Annotated in this window: 17 protein-coding genes; 12 read left to right on the forward strand and 5 right to left on the reverse strand. The window is 65.3% G+C overall.

Translation table 11 applies throughout. The features are described 5' to 3' along the window. Positions 1 to 3 precede the first annotated feature (3 nt). The 6 genes from BBSC_RS04635 (at position 4) to BBSC_RS04660 (ending at position 8,189) form a co-directional block, all read left to right on the forward strand. Entirely contained in the window at positions 4 to 1,254 is a 1,251-nt protein-coding gene (locus BBSC_RS04635; protein WP_033519242.1) for a trans-sulfuration enzyme family protein, read from the forward strand. Between the two features lie 464 nt (positions 1,255 to 1,718). After that, on the forward strand, positions 1,719 to 2,912 hold the full coding sequence (locus tag BBSC_RS04640) for a M20 metallopeptidase family protein (protein WP_033519241.1): 1,194 nt from the start codon (positions 1,719 to 1,721) through the stop codon (positions 2,910 to 2,912). Between the two features lie 171 nt (positions 2,913 to 3,083). Then, positions 3,084 to 4,415: an O-acetylhomoserine aminocarboxypropyltransferase/cysteine synthase family protein gene (locus tag BBSC_RS04645; RefSeq protein WP_046726218.1), complete on the forward strand. Its 1,332-nt coding sequence runs from the start codon at positions 3,084 to 3,086 to the stop codon at positions 4,413 to 4,415. A 417-nt stretch (positions 4,416 to 4,832) separates the two neighbouring features. Further along, positions 4,833 to 5,726, forward strand: coding sequence for an SPFH domain-containing protein (locus BBSC_RS04650; protein WP_033519239.1), 894 nt, complete (start codon positions 4,833 to 4,835; stop codon positions 5,724 to 5,726). 921 nt (positions 5,727 to 6,647) lie between these two features. Beyond that, positions 6,648 to 7,634 carry a D-2-hydroxyacid dehydrogenase gene (locus tag BBSC_RS04655; RefSeq protein ID WP_144414417.1) on the forward strand — a complete coding sequence of 329 codons (987 nt, stop codon included), beginning with the start codon at positions 6,648 to 6,650 and terminating at the stop codon, positions 7,632 to 7,634. Between the two features lie 165 nt (positions 7,635 to 7,799). Further along, positions 7,800 to 8,189 carry an acylphosphatase gene (locus BBSC_RS04660; protein ID WP_081892825.1) on the forward strand — a complete coding sequence of 130 codons (390 nt, stop codon included), beginning with the start codon at positions 7,800 to 7,802 and terminating at the stop codon, positions 8,187 to 8,189. Positions 8,190 to 8,434: 245 nt separating this feature from the next. Here the strand turns inward: BBSC_RS04660 and BBSC_RS04665 are convergent, their stop codons facing one another. Next, positions 8,435 to 9,292 carry a patatin-like phospholipase family protein gene (locus BBSC_RS04665; protein WP_033519237.1) on the reverse strand — a complete coding sequence of 286 codons (858 nt, stop codon included), beginning with the start codon at positions 9,290 to 9,292 and terminating at the stop codon, positions 8,435 to 8,437. A gap of 252 nt (positions 9,293 to 9,544) precedes the next feature. Next, on the reverse strand, positions 9,545 to 10,336 hold the full coding sequence (murI, locus tag BBSC_RS04670) for a glutamate racemase (RefSeq protein ID WP_033519236.1): 792 nt from the start codon (positions 10,334 to 10,336) through the stop codon (positions 9,545 to 9,547). Positions 10,337 to 10,499: 163 nt separating this feature from the next. On the opposite strand from murI, the gene dapF reads away from it, so the two are divergent. Continuing rightward, a complete protein-coding gene (dapF, locus tag BBSC_RS04675; RefSeq protein ID WP_033519247.1) occupies positions 10,500 to 11,399 on the forward strand; it encodes a diaminopimelate epimerase in 900 nt (299 codons plus the stop codon). Positions 11,400 to 11,465: 66 nt separating this feature from the next. Here dapF and BBSC_RS04680 read toward each other — a convergent pair whose 3' ends face one another. Further along, the gene (locus tag BBSC_RS04680) at positions 11,466 to 12,146 is read right to left on the reverse strand and encodes a vitamin K epoxide reductase family protein (RefSeq protein WP_081892824.1); all 681 of its coding nucleotides are present in this window, start codon (positions 12,144 to 12,146) and stop codon (positions 11,466 to 11,468) included. Between the two features lie 203 nt (positions 12,147 to 12,349). Here BBSC_RS04680 and BBSC_RS04685 point away from each other — a divergent pair, with 203 nt between their 5' ends. Next, the gene (locus tag BBSC_RS04685) at positions 12,350 to 13,258 is read left to right on the forward strand and encodes a PHP domain-containing protein (protein WP_033519235.1); all 909 of its coding nucleotides are present in this window, start codon (positions 12,350 to 12,352) and stop codon (positions 13,256 to 13,258) included. Positions 13,259 to 13,442: 184 nt separating this feature from the next. Here BBSC_RS04685 and BBSC_RS04690 read toward each other — a convergent pair whose 3' ends face one another. Further along, positions 13,443 to 13,667: a DUF3107 domain-containing protein gene (locus BBSC_RS04690; RefSeq protein WP_033519234.1), complete on the reverse strand. Its 225-nt coding sequence runs from the start codon at positions 13,665 to 13,667 to the stop codon at positions 13,443 to 13,445. A gap of 93 nt (positions 13,668 to 13,760) precedes the next feature. Next, complete coding sequence (locus tag BBSC_RS04695; RefSeq protein WP_033519233.1) at positions 13,761 to 15,347, reverse strand: phosphotransferase; 1,587 nt, start codon at positions 15,345 to 15,347, stop codon at positions 13,761 to 13,763. 129 nt (positions 15,348 to 15,476) lie between these two features. On the opposite strand from BBSC_RS04695, the gene BBSC_RS04700 reads away from it, so the two are divergent. The 4 genes from BBSC_RS04700 to BBSC_RS04715 all read left to right on the forward strand — a co-directional run bounded on the left by BBSC_RS04700 (position 15,477) and on the right by BBSC_RS04715 (position 20,411). Next, positions 15,477 to 16,979 carry an ATP-dependent helicase gene (locus tag BBSC_RS04700; RefSeq protein ID WP_374042846.1) on the forward strand — a complete coding sequence of 501 codons (1,503 nt, stop codon included), beginning with the start codon at positions 15,477 to 15,479 and terminating at the stop codon, positions 16,977 to 16,979. Between the two features lie 129 nt (positions 16,980 to 17,108). Beyond that, entirely contained in the window at positions 17,109 to 17,393 is a 285-nt protein-coding gene (gene rpoZ / locus BBSC_RS04705) for a DNA-directed RNA polymerase subunit omega (protein ID WP_033493015.1), read from the forward strand. Between the two features lie 259 nt (positions 17,394 to 17,652). Then, positions 17,653 to 18,876: a methionine adenosyltransferase gene (gene metK / locus BBSC_RS04710; RefSeq protein WP_033519231.1), complete on the forward strand. Its 1,224-nt coding sequence runs from the start codon at positions 17,653 to 17,655 to the stop codon at positions 18,874 to 18,876. 230 nt (positions 18,877 to 19,106) lie between these two features. Beyond that, positions 19,107 to 20,411 (forward strand): class I SAM-dependent methyltransferase, encoded by a 1,305-nt coding sequence (locus BBSC_RS04715; RefSeq protein ID WP_033519230.1) that lies wholly within the window; start codon positions 19,107 to 19,109, stop codon positions 20,409 to 20,411. Positions 20,412 to 20,422 lie beyond the last annotated feature (11 nt).

Raw genomic sequence — 20,422 nt, forward strand, 5'->3', positions numbered from 1 at the left:
GCAATGACGAGGTTCAACACTCAGCTGGTCCACGGGCTGCCGATCGATGACAACATCACCGGAGCCGTGAACCCGCCCATCTACAACTCATCCACGTATGCTTTCGAATCGGTCGACGCCATGCCCCGCTATGACTACGCGCGCAGCGGCAACCCGACCCGCGAGTTCCTCGAGCGCCAGATCGCGCAGCTGGAGCACGGCACGCGAGGATTCGCGTTCGCATCCGGCCTGGCGGCGATCCACGCCGTGCTGAGCGTGTTCTCCGCCGGGGACCGCATCGTCGTCGGCCGCAACATCTACGGCGGCACTTACTCGTTGTTCAACGAGTTCTTCTCCCGTTGGGGACTGACGGTGGAGGCCGCCGACACCCATGATCCCGAAGCCCTCAGGGCCGCAGTCGCAGGGGATCGCGAGAACGGCATCTCGCCTGCGCAAGCCGTCTACTTCGAAACCATCACCAACCCGCTGCTCGACGTCAACGACGTGCGCGAGATCTCCTCGATCGCCCACGAGTACGGCGCGCTGTCGATCGTCGACAACACCTTCGTCACGCCGTACCTGCAGCAGCCGCTCGATCTTGGCGCCGACGTGGTGATCCACTCCGCCACCAAGTACCTGGCCGGACACTCCGAGGTGAACGCCGGTCTGGTAGTCGTGTCCCGCGACGATCTCGCGGAAAAGGTGTATTTCGCGCAGAACCGACTGGGCGGCGTGCTCGCCCCGGTCGAGTGCGACGCGGTGCGCCGCGGCATCCAGACGCTCGCGCTGCGCATGGACCGGCAGCAGGAGAACGCAGCCGCGGTCGCGCGCTACCTGCTGGCGCACCCGCTGGTCAAGGTCGTGCACTACCCGGGGTTGCCCGGGCACGATGTGACCGGCCTGAGCAGCGCCGAGGCGCTTGCGGCCAAGGGGCTCAAGGGCGGTGGCGGCGTGCTGAGCTTCGAGGTGATCCCCGGTGTGGACCCCTCGGTGATCCTCGACAATCTCAACGTGTTCCGTCTGGCGGTGAGCCTCGGCGCGGTGGAAAGCCTCGCCGAACTGCCGTGCCGCATGACCCATTTCGAACTGCCCCGCGAGGAGCGGCTGAAGGTCGGCATCACCGACGAGCTGATCCGACTGTCGATCGGCATCGAGGACAAGAGCGATCTGATCGAGGATCTCGGTCAGGCGCTCGACAAGGCGTACGGGGCGTTCATCAGCACGCACGCCGAGGCCGACGTACTCGGCCAGCTGTCCGCCGGCGTATTCGCGTGACCGGGCGGCCGGCTGCGGGGTACGTGCCGGCTGGCATGAGCGTTCCTGTGCTGCTGCTGTGACCGTGCGGTCATGGGCATGTGCCCGGCATGTATCGGCAAGGCATGGCTGGATTAATGCTGTGTATCCGTATTCATTAATTCGATGATCGGGTATGCGTTATTTGATGATGCACATCAGGATAAAGAGATATCTCGATTCCGGTAATTCGCCCCGCTGTAGTACAGCATATTCGGTACCAATGGGAGCGTAACGCACGGATGCAATGCATTCGGTTCCGTTAGCCGATTGCGGCATGCTCCCGCTGGCGGGAGCTGGCTTGCGAAGCGAGACTGAGGGTGGTTGTTCACTACAGGTCGGGCCGCCCCAGTCGGCTGCGACAACAGCCTCTTCAGCTTCTTCCGGCGTGGGTATGCCGGTTCCGATACAGCGAATCATACATTTTTTAGGGAGGAAATATCGTTATGAGCGGGCAAACGCGTGCCGCCGTGCACGTCGGGCGGGAAATCAGCGACGAGGCGATCGAGGCCCGCCACCATCTGCACGAATGGCCGGAACGATCGCATGAGGAATACGACACGACGGCCTATCTGACCGAATTCCTGACCCGGCACGGCATCGAAGTTGTGCCGACGCCGCTCAAAACGGGTGTGATCGGCGTGATCCGCGGCACCGACGATCCGGTCAACGTGCTGCTGCGGGCCGATATCGACGGTTTGCCCGTTGCCGAGCACAGCGCATACGGGTTCCATTCGCACCGCGAGGGGGTGATGCATGCCTGCGGTCACGATACGCATATGGCGGCATTGCTTGGAGCGGCGCTGTATCTGCAGCGGCACCGTGATCTGATCATCGGGCGGGTGACGCTGCTGTTCCAGCCGGCGGAGGAGTACGGCGGCGCCGAGGTGGTCGCCAAGGCGCATCTCATCGACGATGCGGATGCGCTGGTCGGATTCCACAATGATCCGAGAACGGCGCCCGGCACCGTCGGCATCAGCAAGAAGCCGATCATGGCCGACGCCGGTATTTTCACCGTGACGCTGCACGGTCACGGCTGCCACGCGGCGTATCCGCACAAGGGACGCAGCCCCATCGAAGCGGCGGCCACGCTGGTCGGAGCGCTGCAGACGATCGTCAGCCGCAACCTGTCGCCGCTGGACTCCGCCGTGGTGAGCGTCACCCAGATCCATGCGGGAGACGTGTACAACGTCATTCCTTCGGAAGCGATGATCGACGGCACGATCCGCGAATTCAGCCCGCAGGTGCTGGCACTGATCAAGACGCGGTTCTACGAACTGGTCGACCATGTGGCGAAGGCGTATGGCATCACGGCAAGCGTGGACCGGTGGCTGTTCACGGGCGCCGCCGTGGTGTCCGACCCGCGGTTCGTGGACGCGGTGTCCGGCCATGTCAATGACTACGCGCAGCTTATCGAACCCGAACCGTCGTTCGGAGGGGAGGATTTCAGCTATTATCTCAAGACCAAGCCCGGCCTGTTCGCGCTGATCGGATCGAACGGGGACGCCGATGCCGCCGCATGGCACAGTCCCGATTTCGTGGCCAAGGACGAGACGATCCCCGTGGCGATCGACTATTTCGTCAACGGCGCGTTCGACCTGGCCGACTGGCTCATCCGGCATCCGCACGCGGATGCATAGATGGCGTAGTGGGCGGAATGCTCGCATGCAAGGCGATGAATGCCGCTGATAACGGCTCATAACCATTGCCTGTAATCGGGGCACCGTGTTGCGCCGTCGGAGCGGTTAATGTGGGCTGATGATATCAAAGTCGGTCGGTGGAACGACAGGAACCGGTTGGGAGAGCAACGTATGTGTAATAGCGGGGATACGCGGAACGAGCAGAGTGCTGCGGCGGGTTTCGCCACGCGGGCCGTCCGCGCGGGGCACGATCCGAGCGCAAACGGACATGCGGTGAGCACTCCGATCTACGCTTCGGCCGCATTCGATCTGGAGAACGCGGTCCGAGGCGACGCTCTGGCATCCGGTGAACTGAGCGGTTTCGAATATTCCCGTGTGGCCAACCCCACCGTCGATGTGCTCGAGAAAAGGATCGCCTCGCTCGAGGGCGGCATCGGCGCGGTGGCGGTGTCCTCGGGCATGGCCGCGGTCTCCTATGCGCTGATGTGCGTGGGGGAGGGCGGCGGCCGCATCATTGCGCCCACCAATCTGTATGGCGCTTCGGTCGATGCGCTTGGCGACTTTCTGCCGCAGTTCGGCATCCATGTCGATTTCGTGCGGGACATCAACGATCTCGATGAGGTCGCGGCCGTGATCGGTCCGGACACGCGGGCGATCTTCGCCGAGACCGTAGCCAATCCAAGCACGGCAATCACCGACATCGAACCGCTGGCCGATCTGGCTCATCGGCATGGCATCGCGTTGATCGTCGACAACACGATCCCGACGCCTTACCTGCTGAGGCCCATCGAATTCGGTGCCGACATCGTCGTGCATTCCACCACCAAGGGCATCACCGGGCATGGCAACGCCATCGGCGGCGTGATCGTTGATGCGGGTCGCTTCGACTGGACCAACGGACGATTCCCGCAGTTCACCGAGCGTCAGCAGGTCATCAGCAATGATCGAACGGGCGAATGGCACAGCTTCTCCGAACGATTCGGCAACGAGGCTTTCATTAAGCGCATCCGCATCAAATACCTGCGCACCTTCGGTGCCGTTCAGAGCCCATTCAACGCCTACCTGTCGCTGATCGGACTGGAGACGCTGCCCCAGCGCGTCAGCCAGGAAGTGCATACCGCGACCGCGATCGCCGGGCATCTGCTGCATGCGCCGCACGTCGTCAAGGTCAACTATTCCGGTCTCGGCAACACGCCGCAGTACGATCTGGTGGCCAAATACTTCCCGCAAGGCGTCGGCACGGTGCTGTCGTTCCTGGTCGACGGCGACGAATCGAACGTGTACCGCATCATCGATGGCGTCCGGCTGTTTTCCTGTGTGCCGAATATCGGCGATTCCCGTTCTCTGATCGTCAACCCGGCCAGGGTCACCCATCGCGAGGTGCCGGCCGGATACCGGCTCGACGCCGGCGTGAGCGACAACCTGATCCGCCTGTCCATTGGTTTGGAGGACGTGCACGACCTGATCGCCGATCTCGATCAGGCCATCGCCGGGGCGTACTGATTGCATTTCGCGTGTTCGGCAGTGGTTTTTGTAGCGTAGTGGCGAGTTGTCGGTGCGCGAGCATCGAGCAACGACGGTTTGTAACGTTCTAATGAAGGTTTACGACGTTGGAATGCGCCTGTTATGAAGGTTGGTGCACCGACAACTCGAGGTTGCGCCGCAAAAGGTGTCCTTGATTGCCAAGCAGAGCGGCGAAAACGCTGTGATGCATGCGTGAAGGCTTGGCCGTGCGCCAGGATCGCACGGTCGTTATTGTTGAGGCGCCTGCCGTAGCGGCCGTGCGCCGTCGATCTTTCCGTCCACACGCGTGTACGTGCGATTCGGGCATCGAGCGTGCCGAATCCGATCCTGATAGGATGGGCATCACTGAGCCAAATGGCCAATAAGTGGCCATGGCCTGAGACAAAAGGGGGAATGATGGGACTGGTTGTTGCCGCTATCATTCTGGTCATCATCATATTGCTGCTGAGCGCGTCGGTGTTCGTGGTTCCTCAGCAGCAGGCGTACATCATCGAGCGATTCGGCAAATTCCACAAGGTGCAGTTCGCCGGCATCCACGCGCGCATCCCGTTCGTGGACCGCATCGCCACCAAGACGAACATGCGCGTCTCGCAGCTCAACGTGCAGCTGGAGACCAAGACGCTCGACAACGTGTTCGTCACGGTCGTCGCCTCCACGCAGTTCCGCGTGAATTCCGAGAACGTGGCCACCGCCTACTACGAGCTGCGCGATCCCGCCGGCCAGCTGCGGTCCTACATGGAGGACGCGCTGCGTTCCGCCATCCCGGGGCTGTCGCTCGACGATGCGTTCGCGCGCAAGGACGACGTGGCCTTCGACGTGCAGAAGACCGTTGGCAATGAGATGAGTCGCTTCGGCTTCACCGTGGTCAAGACGCTGATCACCGCCATCGATCCCTCCCCGCAGGTCAAGAGCGCGATGGACTCGATCAACGCTGCGCAGCGCGAGAAGGAAGCCACCCGCCAGCGTGCCGAGGCCCAGCGCATCCAGATCGAGACGCAGGCCGCCGCCGACGCCGAAAAGACGAGGTTGCAGGGCGAGGGCCAGGCCAACTACCGCCGCGAGATCGCCAACGGCATCGTCGATCAGATCAAGAGCCTGCAGGCCGTGGGCATGAACATCAACGATGTGAACAATGTGGTGCTGTTCAACCAGTATCTCGATGTGATGCGCTCGCTGTCCGAGTCGAGCAACGCCAAGACCGTGGTGTTGCCGGCGTCCACCCCGGGTGGCTATGAGGACCTGTACCAGCAGATCACCAAGGCGATGCTCACCACCACCGAGACCAAGTAGGTTTTGATCCGGTGCGGTCATGGCTGGTGCTGTGACGCGGCCTGATCCGATATCCTGCTGAAGTCCTCCTGAACGGTTTCGTTCAGGAGGACTTTTGCTGTGGGGCGAGTATCGGTTATTGACCGTGTTGTTATTGATGCTTCGAGTATTGCGCGGGAGGATCCATCCGGTTGGTGGTGAATTTGGCTCGCTGAGCATGTGCTGAGTAAGAGATTGTCGCTGTTTAGTGGCTGTCATGGCTTGCTGGATCTTATTGGCGGGATTGCCTCGCCGGTTGATGGCTGGTTCGTCTCGGTGGGATCTGCTTAGCGAGAGCGTTTCGCCGGGAAGTGGCTGATCAGGCTCGCTGAGGTCTATTTGGTAAGAATGTTTTGCCGGGGAGTGGTTGACGTGGCTCGGTGAGGTTCGCTTAGCGGGAGTGTCTTGCCGGGGAATGGCTGCTTCGGCTCGGTGAGGTCTGCTTGGTGGGAGCGTCTTGCCGGGGAATGGCTGGTCCGGCTCAGTGAGATTCGCTTGATGAGAGCATTCTGCCGGGAAGTGGCTGCTTCGGCTCGCTGAGTTGTAGGCGCGGGAGATTTCAGCCAATAGGTGGATGCTTTGACTTGCCGAACGCATACCTAATGAGAGGCTTTATCCGCCTGCTGGCTGTTTTGGCTTGGCGAATGCATGCGCAGCGAGAGTATTGTGCCAGGAGATGGCGTTTGCGGCACATCAAGAATGCCGAGATGCCGAAGGGGTTCTTGGGAATGCCGAGATGCCGAAGGGGTTCCTGCGAATGCTGAGGGATCGAAGGGGTCCTTGGGAATGTCGAGGGACCGAAGAAGCTCCCGAGAATGCCGAGCAACCAGAGACCGAGGAGGCTCCTGAAAACGCTTCTCCTTTCCTCACCGATTTGGCCGCATCGCGCTATAGTTGGGGGCTATGAGCGAGAACACGGATCGATTGATTGTCAATTATCTGCCTCTGACCGATCAGGAGCGGCAGGTGTTTGCCGAGGCGGCCGGTGACGTGCCGCAGGAATTCGTCGGTGACTCGAAGCAGCGGGGCATGATGGTGTGGAATGCCGGTGTGCCAGCGCCGGCAAGCATGTGCGAACGGGCCACGGCGGTGATCGGCAACATCCCGCCATTCGAATGCTCGCGGTATCCCCGTCTTGAGTGGCTGCAGACCTGGAGCGCCGGCGTCGACCGGTATGTGGCCGACGGGGTGCTGCCCGAGCGCACGATGGTGACGAACGCGACCGGTGCGTACGGCCAAAGCGTCGCCGAGCACCTGTTCGCGATGATGTGGTCGCTGATGAAGAACATTCCGGTGTATGCTCGTCAGCAGAACGAACGCCGTTGGCATGACGTCGGTGCGGCGTTCTCCCCGCAAGACGCCACCGTGCTGGTGATCGGCACCGGTGATATCGGTTCGCATTTCGCCGGACTGTGCAAGGCCGTCGGATCCCGTACGGTCGGCGTCCGCCGTGATCCGTCGAAGTCGGCGAACGGCATCGACGAGATGCACGGCTTCGATGATCTGGATGCGCTGCTGCCCGAGGCCGACGTGGTGGCGCTGGTCGTGCCGGCCGCCGCGGACACGTACCATCTGATCGATGCGCGGCGCCTGTCCTCGATGAAATCCACAGCGGTGCTGCTCAACGCGGGCCGTGGCACGGCCATCGACCCGGTGGCGCTGACCTTCGCGCTGCGTGAGGATCAGCTGCAGGGGGCCGGCATCGACGTGACCGAGCCCGAACCGCTGCCGGCCGACAGCCCGCTGTGGGATGAGCCCCACTGCCTGATCACCCCGCATGTGGCTGGAGGCAATCATCTGGCCTCGACTGAGCGCCGGATCATCGCCATCGCGCTCGACAACGTGCGCCGGTATGCGGCGGGGGAACCCCTGGCGAACCGCCGCCGTTGACCGTCACGCCGATCACGGCGAATACCGCGACGGCGCGAGGCGAATCCAGCGGTGGTGAATCCGGCAGGACAAACCGGCAAGACAAAACCGGCAAGACAAACCGGCACAAGACAAAGCCGGCACAACCACAAAACCGGTGCAGGAAAAACTGGCAGGGAGACCGCGATGCGGCAGACGGCACGGCAGACGAAACGGCAACCGGAACGCGGCGTCAACGCCGATTCGCCGGATGATTCGCCGAATGGCGGGAGCGCGGATGACGGGAACGCGGAGATCCGCATCCATGCCACGGTGACCGGCCTGGTGCAGGGCGTCGGGTTCCGCTATTTCACGGTGATGAACGCCCGAAGGATCGGCGTGCGCGGATGGGTGCGCAACTGCTACGACGGGTCGGTGGAGGTCGAGGCGCAGGGCACGCGCGCGGCCGTGGCCCAACTGGTTTCCTGGCTGAAGGTCGGGCCTCAGTGGGCGCGCGTCGAACACGTCGAAGTCCGCTCGATGCCGCTGGAATCCGAGGGGACGGGCGCGGGTTTCCGCGTGTTTTCGGAGCGATGACGGTGTTGGTGTACCGCGCGTTCATTCCTTGATGAATAATTCCGGCTCCCATCGTTGAGGGAGATCATACGAAATATCAGGCGTTAGGGTGACCTCCCCTCAGTCCGCTTCGCGGCCAGCTCCCCTCCAGAGGGGAGCCCGACATAGCAGGAGGATGTACGAGGCGGGCCACTGAAACCGGCCATCCTAAGCTGACGCTGACGATGACCGATGCCCGCTTCAGCAGTCGGGCGACCGATGCTCATTCAGCTGGCGAGGAACTCCGGAATCGCCTCGGCGTCGGCGTAGCCCTTGCGGTACATGCGCTCCAGTCCTTCGAACGACTTGGACAGCGTGGACAGCCCGTACAGGTCGTCTGGCGCCAGGATGAGCACCAGCCCCTCCTGTTCGTAGCGCTTGGCCAAGGCCACCTCGTCGTTGTACGTCTTGTACCGTTCCATCAGCCGCTCCGCGGCGGCCGGATACGTGCGCCGCAGGATCTTCGCGGGCGCGATGTCCTTCTTCTGTTCGCGCAGCACGTCCTTGAGCCGGGTCAGCACCAGCACCACCCGGTCGTAGCCGTCATCCAGCGCCTTCTGCACGGGCACCGGATCGGCGATGCCGCCGTCATAGTACGGCACCCCGTCGATCATGTACGGCTCGCAGGCCACCGGCACCGCGGACGAGGCCTTGATGACATTGAAGTCGTCGTAATGCACGTCGGACTTGTCGAAGTACTTGGCGGACCCGTCCTCGGCATTGCACGCGATCACGGTGAACCCGGTGGGGTTCTTCTCGAACGCCGCGTAGTCGACCGGGTATTCGCCGTCATGGTTGCTCAGCGTGCCGTAGATGTAATCCAGATTGGCGAAATTGTGGTGCTTCACATAGCTGTTGAGGCTCGCGTATTCCTTGCGGAACGCGTATTCGGTGTAGAACTTGTGGTTGCGGCCGTGCTGCTCGGCGATGAACGACACCATATTCGCGCTTCCGGCCGAAACGCCGTAGCAGTGGTCGAATGCGATGCCGTCCTCCAGACAGCGGTCCATCACGCCCGCGCCGAAAATCGCGCGGAAACCCCCGCCCACATCGATCAATGCCGTCCTATGCGCCGCACCGCTCATCGCAACCCCTTTCCTGCTGTGGAATCCGAGCTTACGCGCGCAGTCGGGACAAAGATAGGGCGGTGTTCGGCGACCCTCCGAGAAACCGTACAGATATTTCGAAAGTGACCAAAACGGGTCGAGTTCGGCCCCATCACCTCGTCAGATCGTGCCGCGCAAACTCAAGCCCCAGCCCCAGTCCGGAGTCAAGCCCAAGTCCTAAGAGCCCCAAGCATCCCAAGAACCCCAAGCCAAAGCCCCAAGCCCCAAAAACTACGCCGCAAGCAAGGCGTGCGCGAGCGCGTCGATCCGCGGCTCGGAGGACGAGTTGTCGAGTTCGATGCTACCGGAGGCGGCCTCCGGGGCGAGTTTGCCCAAGGACTCCAGCACGACGCCCAGATGGCGCACCGTGCCCTCGTTGCCGTCGATGATCGCGGCGGTGGAGGGCAGCAGATCGCGGAAATACTCGCGATAGAACACGAAATGCGTGCATCCGAGCACCACCGCGTCGATGGCGTGCAGATCGTACTGGTCGAAGTACCCGTGCAGCGTGCGCATCACCAGATCGCGGTCCGACAGCCGCCCATGCTCAACGATTTCGACCAGGCCCGGGCACGGTTCGGGGGAAATCACATTGTCCGCCTTGAACCGGTCCATCAGCGCGGCGAATTTGTGCTCGCGCAGCGTCAGGGGGGTGGCCGCCACGATCACGCGCTGCGGAACGTGCGTGCCATCGGGCCGGTCGCCCCGGTCGCAGGCCACCTTGAGCGCCGGCTCCATGCCGATGATCGGGATGTCGTAGTGGTCGCGCAGCTCGTTGACGGCGGCCGAGGTGGCGGTGTTGCAGGCGATCACCACGGCCTTGACCCCCTGGCGCACGAACCGTTCGACGATGGCGAACGACAGTTCGCGCACCTGCTCGGGCGGGCGCGTGCCGTACGGTGCGTTCGCGGAATCGCCGAAGTACAGCACCCGTTCGTGCGGCATGTCCTTCATGATCTGTCGGGCCACCGAGATGCCGCCCAGTCCGGAATCGAATACGCCGATCGGTGCCGTCGAAGCCATGCCTTCTCCTTGCTTGCTCCCATGCCCGCCGCGCACATGGATGCACGCGGGTACGCGCGGATGCATGCGGGCGCATGCGTCCGTCCGCCGCTCCCGCGCCGCGCGCGGTGACTGGTGGACTCTTCATAGGGTACTCCGTATGGTTCGGAGTACAGTGAAGAACATGAGTATTCCGCAAATCGTGTTCAAAGCGCATGCCACCGGCAACGACTTCGTCGTGTACGCCGATCCCGATGGCGAATTCGAGCCGACCGCCGACGAGGTCCGCTTCCTGTGTGACCGCCATTTCGGCATCGGCGGCGACGGCCTGATCCGCCTGACCCGGCCGCGGGCCGTGTCTGATCTGAGCGAGGACCAGATCGGCGCGTGCGAGGCCGGGGGAGCGCAGTGGTTCATGGACTACCGTAACGCCGACGGCTCGTTGGCCGAGATGTGCGGCAACGGCACGCGCGCGATCACGCTGTTCGCGCAGCGGCAGGGCTATGCCGAGCCTGTTGGAGGCGAGCCGTTCCGCCTCGGCACGCGCGCCGGCGTGAAGGTGCTGACCTCGCTCGGCGACGTGGCGCCGTACGGCAAGGATGTGTTCCAGGTGGACATGGGGCCGTGGAAGGCGGGCGCAACCGACGCGTTCGAAGTGTCCATTCCCGGCACGCCGGGCGCGGCCCGCGGCACCTTCGTGGATATGGGCAACCCGCATGTGGTGGCGGTGATCGAGGATTCGTTCGCTACGCTGCCCAACGTGGAGGATCTGGATTTGGTGACCAAACCGGTTGTGGCTCCGGCGCTGGAATCCGACCAGAACGTGGAATTCGTGCGCGTCGACGAGCTCGACGAGACTGCCGACTGCGGCGAGGCGACGATGCGCGTCAATGAGCGCGGATGCGGCGAGACGCTGTCCTGCGGCACCGGATTGTGTGCCACCGGCGTCACGCTGCGCGCGAAGACCGGCGTCGACCATTGGCAGATCACCGTGCGCGGCGGCACGCTGCGCGTCAACGTGAGCGACCGGGACGTGAAGCTCACCGGTTCGGCCACCATCGTCGGGCGCGTGGAGCTGCTGTAATCGCGGGGGCTCTCGGCCGCGGTCCAGGTGCCGGCCGAGACCCGGGACCGCGGCCCTGAACCGTTCCTACGCGAAGAGCGCGGGGCCGTCCTTGACCAGGATCAGCGTGATGATCGCGAGGATCCACACCGCGTCGGCCATAAGGTCGTAGTTGAGCCGGTAGTAGGTGCGCAGCCCCTTGGCGCTGGCCCGCGGAGGCAGACCCTGCACGGTGACGGTCGCATGGCTCAGGGCCATGAACTGGATGGTCGTGGAGAACATGAGCGCCAGGCACCACGGGCACAGCGCGTTGATCACGAACAGCGACTGCGAGGTCAGCCAGTACGAGTAGGCCAGCGCGGCGAGCCCGCCGAACCAGGTGCATGCGGCGAACCAGCGGGGCACCCGCACGCGGGCCAGGCCGATCACCGCGATGGTGACGAACACGGATTCGGCGGCGATGCCGAAGAAGGCGTTCGGGTAGCTCAGCCCGCCGAATTTGACGATCTCCGCCTGCCATGATTCAGCCACGTCGGAGCAGGAGAGCACGCTGTTGACGTCGCAGCTGAGGATCTGGTTCGGATGCCGCGCCAGTTGGAGCGTTTCTGCCGAAAGCACGAACGAGACGACCAGCGCCACGGCGGAGACGATCAGCATGACCAGATACGTCCACGTCGCGCCGTGCCGCCATCCGGCCAATGCCTGCGGCGCCGGGGACGCCGAAGCGTCCGCCGCGCGCGACTGATCCGCTGCCTGTGCTGAGTTCATGATCTCTCCTTGTGCGCGGCGCCGTCCCCGCCATGCGCCGGCAGGCCGGGCTCGTCGGGGACGTGGCCCTTCCTGCTGCGGGAACGGCCGGCGGCCCGTGGTCCCGGGAAAAGCGGGGCCGGTGCCGGGCGCGCCGACTGGCGATGCCGCGCGATAATCGTCGGCTGGTATGTCTTGGTTGGTTCTCAGATTACGATGGACATATGACTCGCGTTGACATTCCTTCCGCTCCGCCGCTGCGCGGATGGGACCTGCACTGCCACACGGCCTTCTCCGACGGCACGGAGACGCCGGCCACGCTGATTGGGCAGGCCAAGGATCTGGGGCTGCTCGGGGTCGGCATCGCCGACCACGACACGACCGCCGGATGGCCGCTGGCCGAACAGGCCGCATCGGACGCGGGGATGCCCCTGCTGCGCGGCACGGAGATCACCGCCGGCGACGAGGACGTATCGGTGCACATGCTCGCCTTCCAATACAATCCGCGCAACCGCCACATCTGCGAGCTGTTCGCGAGCACGCGGGCCGCCCGCCTCAAGCGCACCAAGCGCATGGTCGAGCTGCTGTCGCGCGATTACCCGATTACATGGGACAGCGTGCTCGAACAGGTCAGGGAGGGGGAGAAGACCACGATCGGCAGGCCCCACATCGCCGACGCGCTGGTCGCCGCCGGCGTGTACCCGACCCGTTCCGACGCCTTCGCCGACGTGGTGAGCACGTCCAGCAAGTACTACATCCCCACGCCCTCGCCGAGCACGCACGAGGTGGTGCGCGCGGTCGGCGAGGCCGGCGGCGTGACGATCATCGCCCACGCCGGCGATATCAGCCGCAATCGGCGCCTGCTGTCCGACGGGCAGATCCTGCGGCTCGTCGACGAGGGCCTTGACGGGCTGGAGGTGTGGCACCGCGGCAATCCCCCCGAACAGCGCGAACGGCTGCTGGGCATCGCCCGGAAGCATGATCTGCTGGTCACCGGCGGTTCCGACTGGCACGGGCGGGGCAAGCCGAACCGGCTTGGCGAAAACCTCACCGACGCCGACACGGTGGCCGAGATCGTGCGCCGTGGCGCGATTCCTCTGTGGGCCGCCAACGGCCCGTCCCGCAGGCCGTGACGTCAGAGAGAAAAATGGCTCCCCTCTCCGAGGGGAGCTGGCGGCGTAGCCGACTGAGGGGAGATCGCGCGAATCGGCTTGATTCAGACGTTCTGGTATTTCTCCCCTCAGCCCGCTTCGCGGACAGCTCCCCTCAGAGAGAGGAGCCAGGCGCAAGCGCAATAAACCTTGCGGGCGGCCGCGCTCAGAGCGTGCCGAAGCCGACGGCGTGCTTCGTTTCGGAACCGACGATCGCGTAGCCGAGCGCGTCGGCGGGCACCACGATGTGGCGCCCCTTGTCGTCGGTGAGATTGATCGGCGTCTTGGCGGCGATGGCGTCCGCGATCACCGCGTTCACCTCGTCGGCGCTCTGGTCGGTGCTGAAGGTGACGGTGCGCGCCACATTGCGAATGCCCAGTTCGATATCCATGAGTCACTCCTCACATGCGAGTTGTTGGTGGTTGTGTTGTGCTGTGTGCACCTGCTCCCATTGTGCACACAGCCTGTGCACACGGCATGCCGGTTACGCCTTCGGCGTGCCGGACGTCTCCGGCGAGTTCGGCACGCCGGATGATTCGGGCGCGTGCCCGTCGGCGTCGTTCCAGCTGTCCAGCCCGGCCTGCGCGTCGCGCAGCGCGCGTTCCTCCTGTTCGAGCAGGGGGATGACGATCGTCGCGGTGGACATCGGATCGGCCGCGGCGCCTCCGGCGGGGAAGGATGCGGCGGCCTGCGGCTGCGAGTCGCCGGTCTCGTCGTCCAGTTCCGACGCGATGCCGTCGCGCAGCGTGCTCTGATCCAGCTGCGTGACCACGATCGTCGGCGAGGTCGCCGACCGGTGCCCGGCCGTGCCGCCGCCGTTGCCCAGATCGGTCGTCCGCGTGCCGCCCGTCGCGCCGGCCGCCCCGACCACGGGGCGATCCGCCGTCGAGTCGGTTTCGGCCCGCGCACCGCCGGTCGGATCGGCCGCCGTCACCTGCGCGGAGTCGGTGCGGTCCTGCTCGCCGGTGTCGTCCTGCGCTCCGGCGATGCCGGCGGCGGGCTCGGTGGCTGCGGGCGCCTGCCGCGCGGCCGCAGCCCGACGGCGTTCGCCCTCGTGCAGCAGCGTGCCGACGGTGATGGTCGAAGGCGAACGCTGATCGCCCTTGGCGGCCCGCTGGGCGCCCTCCGCGTGGTCGATGCGCTGCGTGGCCACGCCAAGCTGGTGGGCGAGCCGGTCGACCTGGGCCTTGAACTGCATGATCTTCACGTTGTCCGCACGGCTCAGCGCCTGGATGAATTCGCCGACCTGCTCCATCTGCAGCCACAGGTTGGCGCGCAGCATGATCAGGTCGTCGAGCCGGGAGCCCATGATGCGCCCGTAGGCCGAGAGCACGGCATTGCGGTGCTCCTCGTCGAGCTTGGCGAAGATCCACGCCAGATCGCGGGCCGGGTCGTTGGTCTGCATGCCCTGCCAGTTGGTGATCGCCGTGATCGTGGAGCCGGAGAACAGCACGTCGCCGTCGGAGAACCCTCCGTGCACGAAGCAGGTACCGAACGACCACAGCCCCTCGGTTTCGATGATGCGCTCCCAGCTGCCCGTGATTTCGGGCGGGATATGGCCCGCGGAACGCAGCCGGCGGATCCATGCGGTCAGCTGCGCGTGGATCTGGCCGGTGGAGAACCTCGGGTAGTCGTCGGTGCGCAGCATCGCCGGGTTGAGCCGGTGGATCGCGCCGATCGCCGTGCCGATGGCGGAACAGTCGTCGAAGGTGAGCAGGTCGAGGTTGCGCGGCGCGCCGTCGTAATGGCCGGTGACCAGCACCGCCGTGGTGCCGGTCGGGCTGTTCTTGCGCTCGCCGTCCTCGAACGCGAGCACCTGGTCCAAGCCGAAGCCCAGCCCGTTCGGCTCGCGCGCCTCGTCCAGCGCCCGCGCCGCCCGCACGCGCGCGGACAGGCGCTTGCGGCCCGCGTCGGTGTCGGACACGTACACGTCGTACGGCTTGCCTGCGGCATCCTGCACGATGGCATAGTCGATGCCGTTGCGGTCGTCGGTGGCGTTGGCCTGGTACCCGCCGCGCACCGCCGCCACGGTGATCTGAGGCATGGCCGCGGAGGCAAGGGCCGCCAACATAAGATTGCTTCGTTCGCTCACAGTTCAACACTAATACATCCTGGGAGAAAAATCGGAGCTGACTCGGCGAAAGCCTCCGGGAAACGCCTGCCGGGGGCCAAGGGCAGAGCGGCTGACACAATGGAGCCCATGGATGCATCGGCGGAACACATGCTTGAGGGGCTCGACGAGGCGCAGCGCGCCGCGGCGACGACGCTGCACGGCCCGGTACGCATCATCGCCGGCGCCGGCGCCGGCAAGACCCGCACGGTCACCCGCCGCATCGCCTATGCCTGCGCCACCGGGCAGTGGGAGGCGAGCGGCGCGCTGGCCGTCACCTTCTCGGTCAAGGCGGCCGCCGAGATGCGCTCGCGCCTCGCCTCGCTCGGCGTGGGCGACCAGGTGACGGCGGCCACCTTCCATTCGGCGGCCCTGCATCAGCTGCGCCGCGTATGGGACGACGTGTGCGACGCCCCGTTTCCCCGGCTCGCCGACGACCCGGAGCCGCGGCGCATCGTCGGCATCGCCCTGCGGCACGCGTGCGGGGCCGACGCCGACGACCCGACCGTGCGCGCCGTGCAAGCCGAGATCAACTGGGCGAAGATCTCCCTGGTGGCGCCGGGCGACTACCCGCGCGTCTGCGCGGCCATGCACCGCCAGCCGCCGGCCGGGCTGGACCCGCAGCGATTCGCCGACGTCTACGACAGCTACGAGCAGGAGAAGACGTCCCGCGGCCTGATCGACTTCGACGACATCCTGCTCGTCGCCTGCCATGTGCTCGACGATTTCGAGGACGCGGCCGATCGGATCCGCCGCTCGATCCGGTGGCTGACCGTCGACGAGTACCAGGACGTCTCGCCGCTGCAGCACCGGCTGCTGACCCTGTGGCTGGGCGACAACCGCAACGTGTGCGTGGTCGGCGACCCCGCGCAGACGATCTACTCGTTCGCCGGCGCGAGCAGCTACGATCTGCTGGCCTTCGCCGACCAGTTCGGCCCTCTGGCCGCCGACGTCAGCCTCAACACCGACTACCGGTCCACGCCGCAGATCGTGCGGTACGCGAACCGCGTGCTCGCCGCCGCGCCGAACCGGCAGGACTATCTCAAGCTCGTCTCCGCCCGCGAATCCGGCGCCCGCGTGAGCCACACCGTCTACGACACCGACGACGAGGAGGCGCGCGGCGTGGCCGGCCGCATCCTGCGTCTGGCCGCGAACGGCGTCGATCCGTCCGACTGCGCGGTGCTGACCCGCATCAACGCGCAGCAGCCGGCGGTGTGCTCGGCCCTGCGCGCGGCCGGCCTGCGCTATCGGGTCCGCCGCGACGCCGGGTGGTCGGGCGGCGGCGTGGACGACGACGCCGCGCAGCGCCAGGCGAAGCTGGAGCAGCTGGGCGTTGGGGGCGTGGCCGGCGCGGTGACCGTGTCCACCATCCATGCCTCCAAGGGCCTCGAATTCAAGCAAGTGTTCCTTATCGGCTGTTCGGAGGGACTCATGCCCTACGGGTCGCCGGCCGGCGGGGAGGTGCTCGAGGAGGAGCGCCGGCTCATGTACGTGGGCGTCACCCGCGCCGAGGATGGCCTGCACATGTCGTATGCGAGGACCAAGGACGGCACGGCCGGCAGGGCCCGCGTGCCCAGCCGTTTCCTGACATGAGCCGGAAGCCGGCCGGCTGGCCGGCTGGCCGGGGCGGCGGTACGCCGGCGCTGACAAGGGGGCGGGGTATACTTAGGAGGCTGGAATAGCTCACATACGCTTTCACGATGATTTTGGAGAACAACTACTATGGCTTTTGGCACTGATCCCCGCCCGCAGGGACTCGCGAACCCGCCGATCGACGACCTGATGGAGCACGCCGATTCGAAGTACGCGCTCGCGATCTTCGCCGCCAAGCGCGCCCGTCAGATCAACTCCTACTTCACGCAGCTCAACGAGGGTCTGCTGCAGAACGTCGGCCCGCTGGTCGAGTACCAGAACCAGGAGAAGCCCCTGTCGATCGCCTTCCGCGAAATCAACGAAGGTCTGCTCGAGGAGACCCTCGGCGAGGACGATCTGAGCGAAGGCAACTGATCGCCGGCAGCGCCCGCAATGCCTGTCCCGGAACCCAGGGCATGGCCTGCGCCGGCGCATCCGGTGCTTGCGGCGCCCTGAGCCGGGCCGATATCTGGGCAGGCTGGCGGGTTCCGTCGCATTGTCGTGTGATATACGCCCCGCGGAATAGTATCCGCGGGGCGTGTTATCTTTTTCTTGACCAAAGTTTCACGGTTCCCGCATTCCGTCGGCGGGGATCGGCTGTGGGGAAACCGGACGGGGAATGGTGAGGAGCGATATGGAACGACGACTGATTTCCGCCGAATCCGTGACCGAGGGGCATCCCGACAAGATCTGCGATCAGATCTCCGACGCGATCCTCGACGATCTGCTCAGGCAGGACATCCACTCGCACGTCGCCGTGGAAACGGTGGCCGGCGTCGGGCAGTTCCTGGTGTTCGGCGAGGTGAACAGCGAGGGCTACTGCGAGGTGCAGCACATCGTACGCAACGTGGTGCGGCGCATCGGCTATACGAGCAGCGAGATCGGCCTCGACGCCGATTCGTGCGGCGTGCTCGTCTCGATCACCGGCCAGAGCGCCGAGATCAACCAGGGCGTGTCCCGCCTGAGCCTCGACCAGGAGTCCGCCGCCTCGCGCGAGGAGCGCTACGAGGCGCAGGGCGCCGGCGACCAGGGCGTGATGTTCGGCTATGCGACCGACGAGACCGACGTGATGATGCCGCTGCCGATCCATCTGGCCCACCGTCTGGCCTACCGCCTCGCCCAGGTGCGCAAGAGCGGCGAGATGCCGCATCTGCGCCCCGACGGCAAGACCCAGGTGACCATCGAGTACGACGAGAACGACAAGGCCGTGCGCCTGGACACCGTGCTCGTCTCCACCCAGCACGACCCCGAGGCTAGCCACGAGTGGCTCACCGAGCAGCTCACCGAGCACGTCATCAAGCCGGTGCTGGACGAGGTGCTCGGCGACAGGGTCGAGCACGACGACTACCGCGTGCTGGTCAACCCGACCGGATCCTTCGTGCTGGGTGGCCCGGCGGCCGACTCCGGCCTGACCGGGCGCAAGATCATCGTCGACACCTACGGCGGCGCGGCCCATCACGGCGGCGGCGCGTTCTCCGGCAAGGACCCGAGCAAGGTCGACCGCTCCGCCGCCTATGCGGCGCGCTGGGTGGCCAAGAACATCGTGGCCGCCGGCCTGGCGCACAAGGTCGAGGTGCAGGTCGCGTACGCGATCGGCGTGGCCGACCCGGTGTCCGTCAACGTGGAGACGTACGGCAGCGAGATCGGCGGCGTGACCCGCGAGCAGATCCAGGAGGCGGTGCGCAAGGTGTTCGACCTGCGCCCGGCCGCCATCATCGACGAGCTCGACCTGCTGCGCCCGATCTATTCGAAGACCGCCGCATACGGCCACTTCGGCCGCGAGGACGACGACTTCACCTGGGAGCGCACCGACAAGGTCGACGAGCTCAAGGCCGCCGTCGCCGAGGTCGCCGCCTGACGCAGGGCGGCGGAGAGACAATCCAGACAGACCGAAAGCCTGCCGGGACCACTGTGGTTACGGCAGGCTTTGCGTTATCGCCGTATGGGCCGCCATGGCACGGGCCGCCATACGGAAACGAGTTTTTCGCCCCGGGGCGCCGCGCGCGGGCCCGCGAGGGTCCGGGCGATGCATCCCGGGCGATGCAGCAATGCATGCGACATGCATATGGAATAGGTAAAGAGGCGAATATGAGTATTGGCAAGGCAATGACCGTCAGCGACATGGTGGGCGAATTCATCGAGCCGAACCCGCTGCTGCGCGTCGAGGCGTTCGACGGGTCGGCCTTCGGCCCGGCGTCGGCCGATCTGGTCGTGAAGGTGAAGACCCCCAATGCGGTCTACCAGCTGCTGGCGCATCCCAACGAGATCGGCGCGGTGCGCGCCTACGTATTGGGCGATTTCGACATCGAGGGCATCGATTACGCCGATCCGTACCCCCAGCTGCGCCAGCTGCTGTCGCTGGCGCCGTATGTGAAGAGCCTGTCGCCGCTCTCCGTGGCGAAGGTCGGCTCCGCCGTGCTGAGCCACGGCATCCGCAAGCCCCCGGTGCCCGAGACCGAAGGCCCCTCCAAGTTCGCCCGCATCAAGTCCGGCCTGCTGCCGCACACCGAGAAGGCCGACTCCGAGACGGTGAGCTTCCACTACGATCTGTCGAACAAGTTCTACCGCAACTTCCTCGGCCCCTCGATGACCTACACCTGCGCGGTGTTCGACAACGAGGACATGAGCCTGGAGGACGCGCAGCTCAACAAGATCCGCTTGGTGCTCGACAAGCTCGACCTCAAGCCGGGCGAGCGCCTGCTCGACATCGGCTGCGGCTGGGGCTCGCTCGTCATCGAGGCCGCCAAGCGCGGCATCAAGGCGCTCGGCGTCTCCCTGTCCAAGGAGCAGATCGAATACGGCCAGGAGTGGATCAAGCGCGAAGGCCTCGAGGATCTGGCCGAACTGCGCGTGATGGACTATCGCGACGTGCCCGAGCGCGATTTCGACGGCATCTGCTCGATCGGCATGATGGAGCACGTCGGCGTGAAGAACTACCAGAGCTACTTCGAGGAGATGTTCAAGCTCCTCAAGCCGATGGGGCACCTGCTCAACCACCAGATCACCATCAGCCACGACAAGCCGCACGGCAAGCCGGGCACCGACGAGTTCCTCGACCGCTACATCTTCCCCGACGGCGACCTGGGCGCGCCGGGCTTCATCGAGAGCTGCATCCACGATGCCGGCTTCAACGTGGTGCACCAGGAGAACCTGCGCCAGCACTACGCGCTCACCCTGCACCACTGGAACCGCAACCTGGCCGAGCATTGGGACGAGGCCGTCAAGGAGGTCGGTTTCGAACGCGCCAAGGTGTGGGGCCTGTACATGGCGGCCTGCGCGCTCAACTTCGAGATCGACGGCATTCAGGTGCACCAGTTCCTCGCCGTCAAGCCCGACCGCGTCGGCCACCCCGACGGCCGCTGGTACCCGCTGCGCCAGTGGTGGCGCGCGTAGCCGTGCACTCT

The organism is Bifidobacterium scardovii JCM 12489 = DSM 13734, assembly GCF_001042635.1.
Taxonomy (GTDB): Bacteria; Actinomycetota; Actinomycetes; order Actinomycetales; family Bifidobacteriaceae; genus Bifidobacterium; species Bifidobacterium scardovii.

Coding starts and splice junctions, on each gene's coding strand:
- BBSC_RS04635 (WP_033519242.1), top strand. CDS start 4: ATGACGAGGTTCAACACTCAGCTGGTCCACGGGCTGCCGATCGATGAC.
- BBSC_RS04640 (WP_033519241.1), top strand. CDS start 1,719: ATGAGCGGGCAAACGCGTGCCGCCGTGCACGTCGGGCGGGAAATCAGC.
- BBSC_RS04645 (WP_046726218.1), top strand. CDS start 3,084: ATGTGTAATAGCGGGGATACGCGGAACGAGCAGAGTGCTGCGGCGGGT.
- BBSC_RS04650 (WP_033519239.1), top strand. CDS start 4,833: ATGGGACTGGTTGTTGCCGCTATCATTCTGGTCATCATCATATTGCTG.
- BBSC_RS04655 (WP_144414417.1), top strand. CDS start 6,648: ATGAGCGAGAACACGGATCGATTGATTGTCAATTATCTGCCTCTGACC.
- BBSC_RS04660 (WP_081892825.1), top strand. CDS start 7,800: ATGCGGCAGACGGCACGGCAGACGAAACGGCAACCGGAACGCGGCGTC.
- BBSC_RS04665 (WP_033519237.1), bottom strand. CDS start 9,292: ATGAGCGGTGCGGCGCATAGGACGGCATTGATCGATGTGGGCGGGGGT.
- murI (WP_033519236.1), bottom strand. CDS start 10,336: ATGGCTTCGACGGCACCGATCGGCGTATTCGATTCCGGACTGGGCGGC.
- dapF (WP_033519247.1), top strand. CDS start 10,500: ATGAGTATTCCGCAAATCGTGTTCAAAGCGCATGCCACCGGCAACGAC.
- BBSC_RS04680 (WP_081892824.1), bottom strand. CDS start 12,146: ATGAACTCAGCACAGGCAGCGGATCAGTCGCGCGCGGCGGACGCTTCG.
- BBSC_RS04685 (WP_033519235.1), top strand. CDS start 12,350: ATGACTCGCGTTGACATTCCTTCCGCTCCGCCGCTGCGCGGATGGGAC.
- BBSC_RS04690 (WP_033519234.1), bottom strand. CDS start 13,667: ATGGATATCGAACTGGGCATTCGCAATGTGGCGCGCACCGTCACCTTC.
- BBSC_RS04695 (WP_033519233.1), bottom strand. CDS start 15,347: ATGTTGGCGGCCCTTGCCTCCGCGGCCATGCCTCAGATCACCGTGGCG.
- BBSC_RS04700 (WP_374042846.1), top strand. CDS start 15,477: ATGGATGCATCGGCGGAACACATGCTTGAGGGGCTCGACGAGGCGCAG.
- rpoZ (WP_033493015.1), top strand. CDS start 17,109: ATGGCTTTTGGCACTGATCCCCGCCCGCAGGGACTCGCGAACCCGCCG.
- metK (WP_033519231.1), top strand. CDS start 17,653: ATGGAACGACGACTGATTTCCGCCGAATCCGTGACCGAGGGGCATCCC.
- BBSC_RS04715 (WP_033519230.1), top strand. CDS start 19,107: ATGAGTATTGGCAAGGCAATGACCGTCAGCGACATGGTGGGCGAATTC.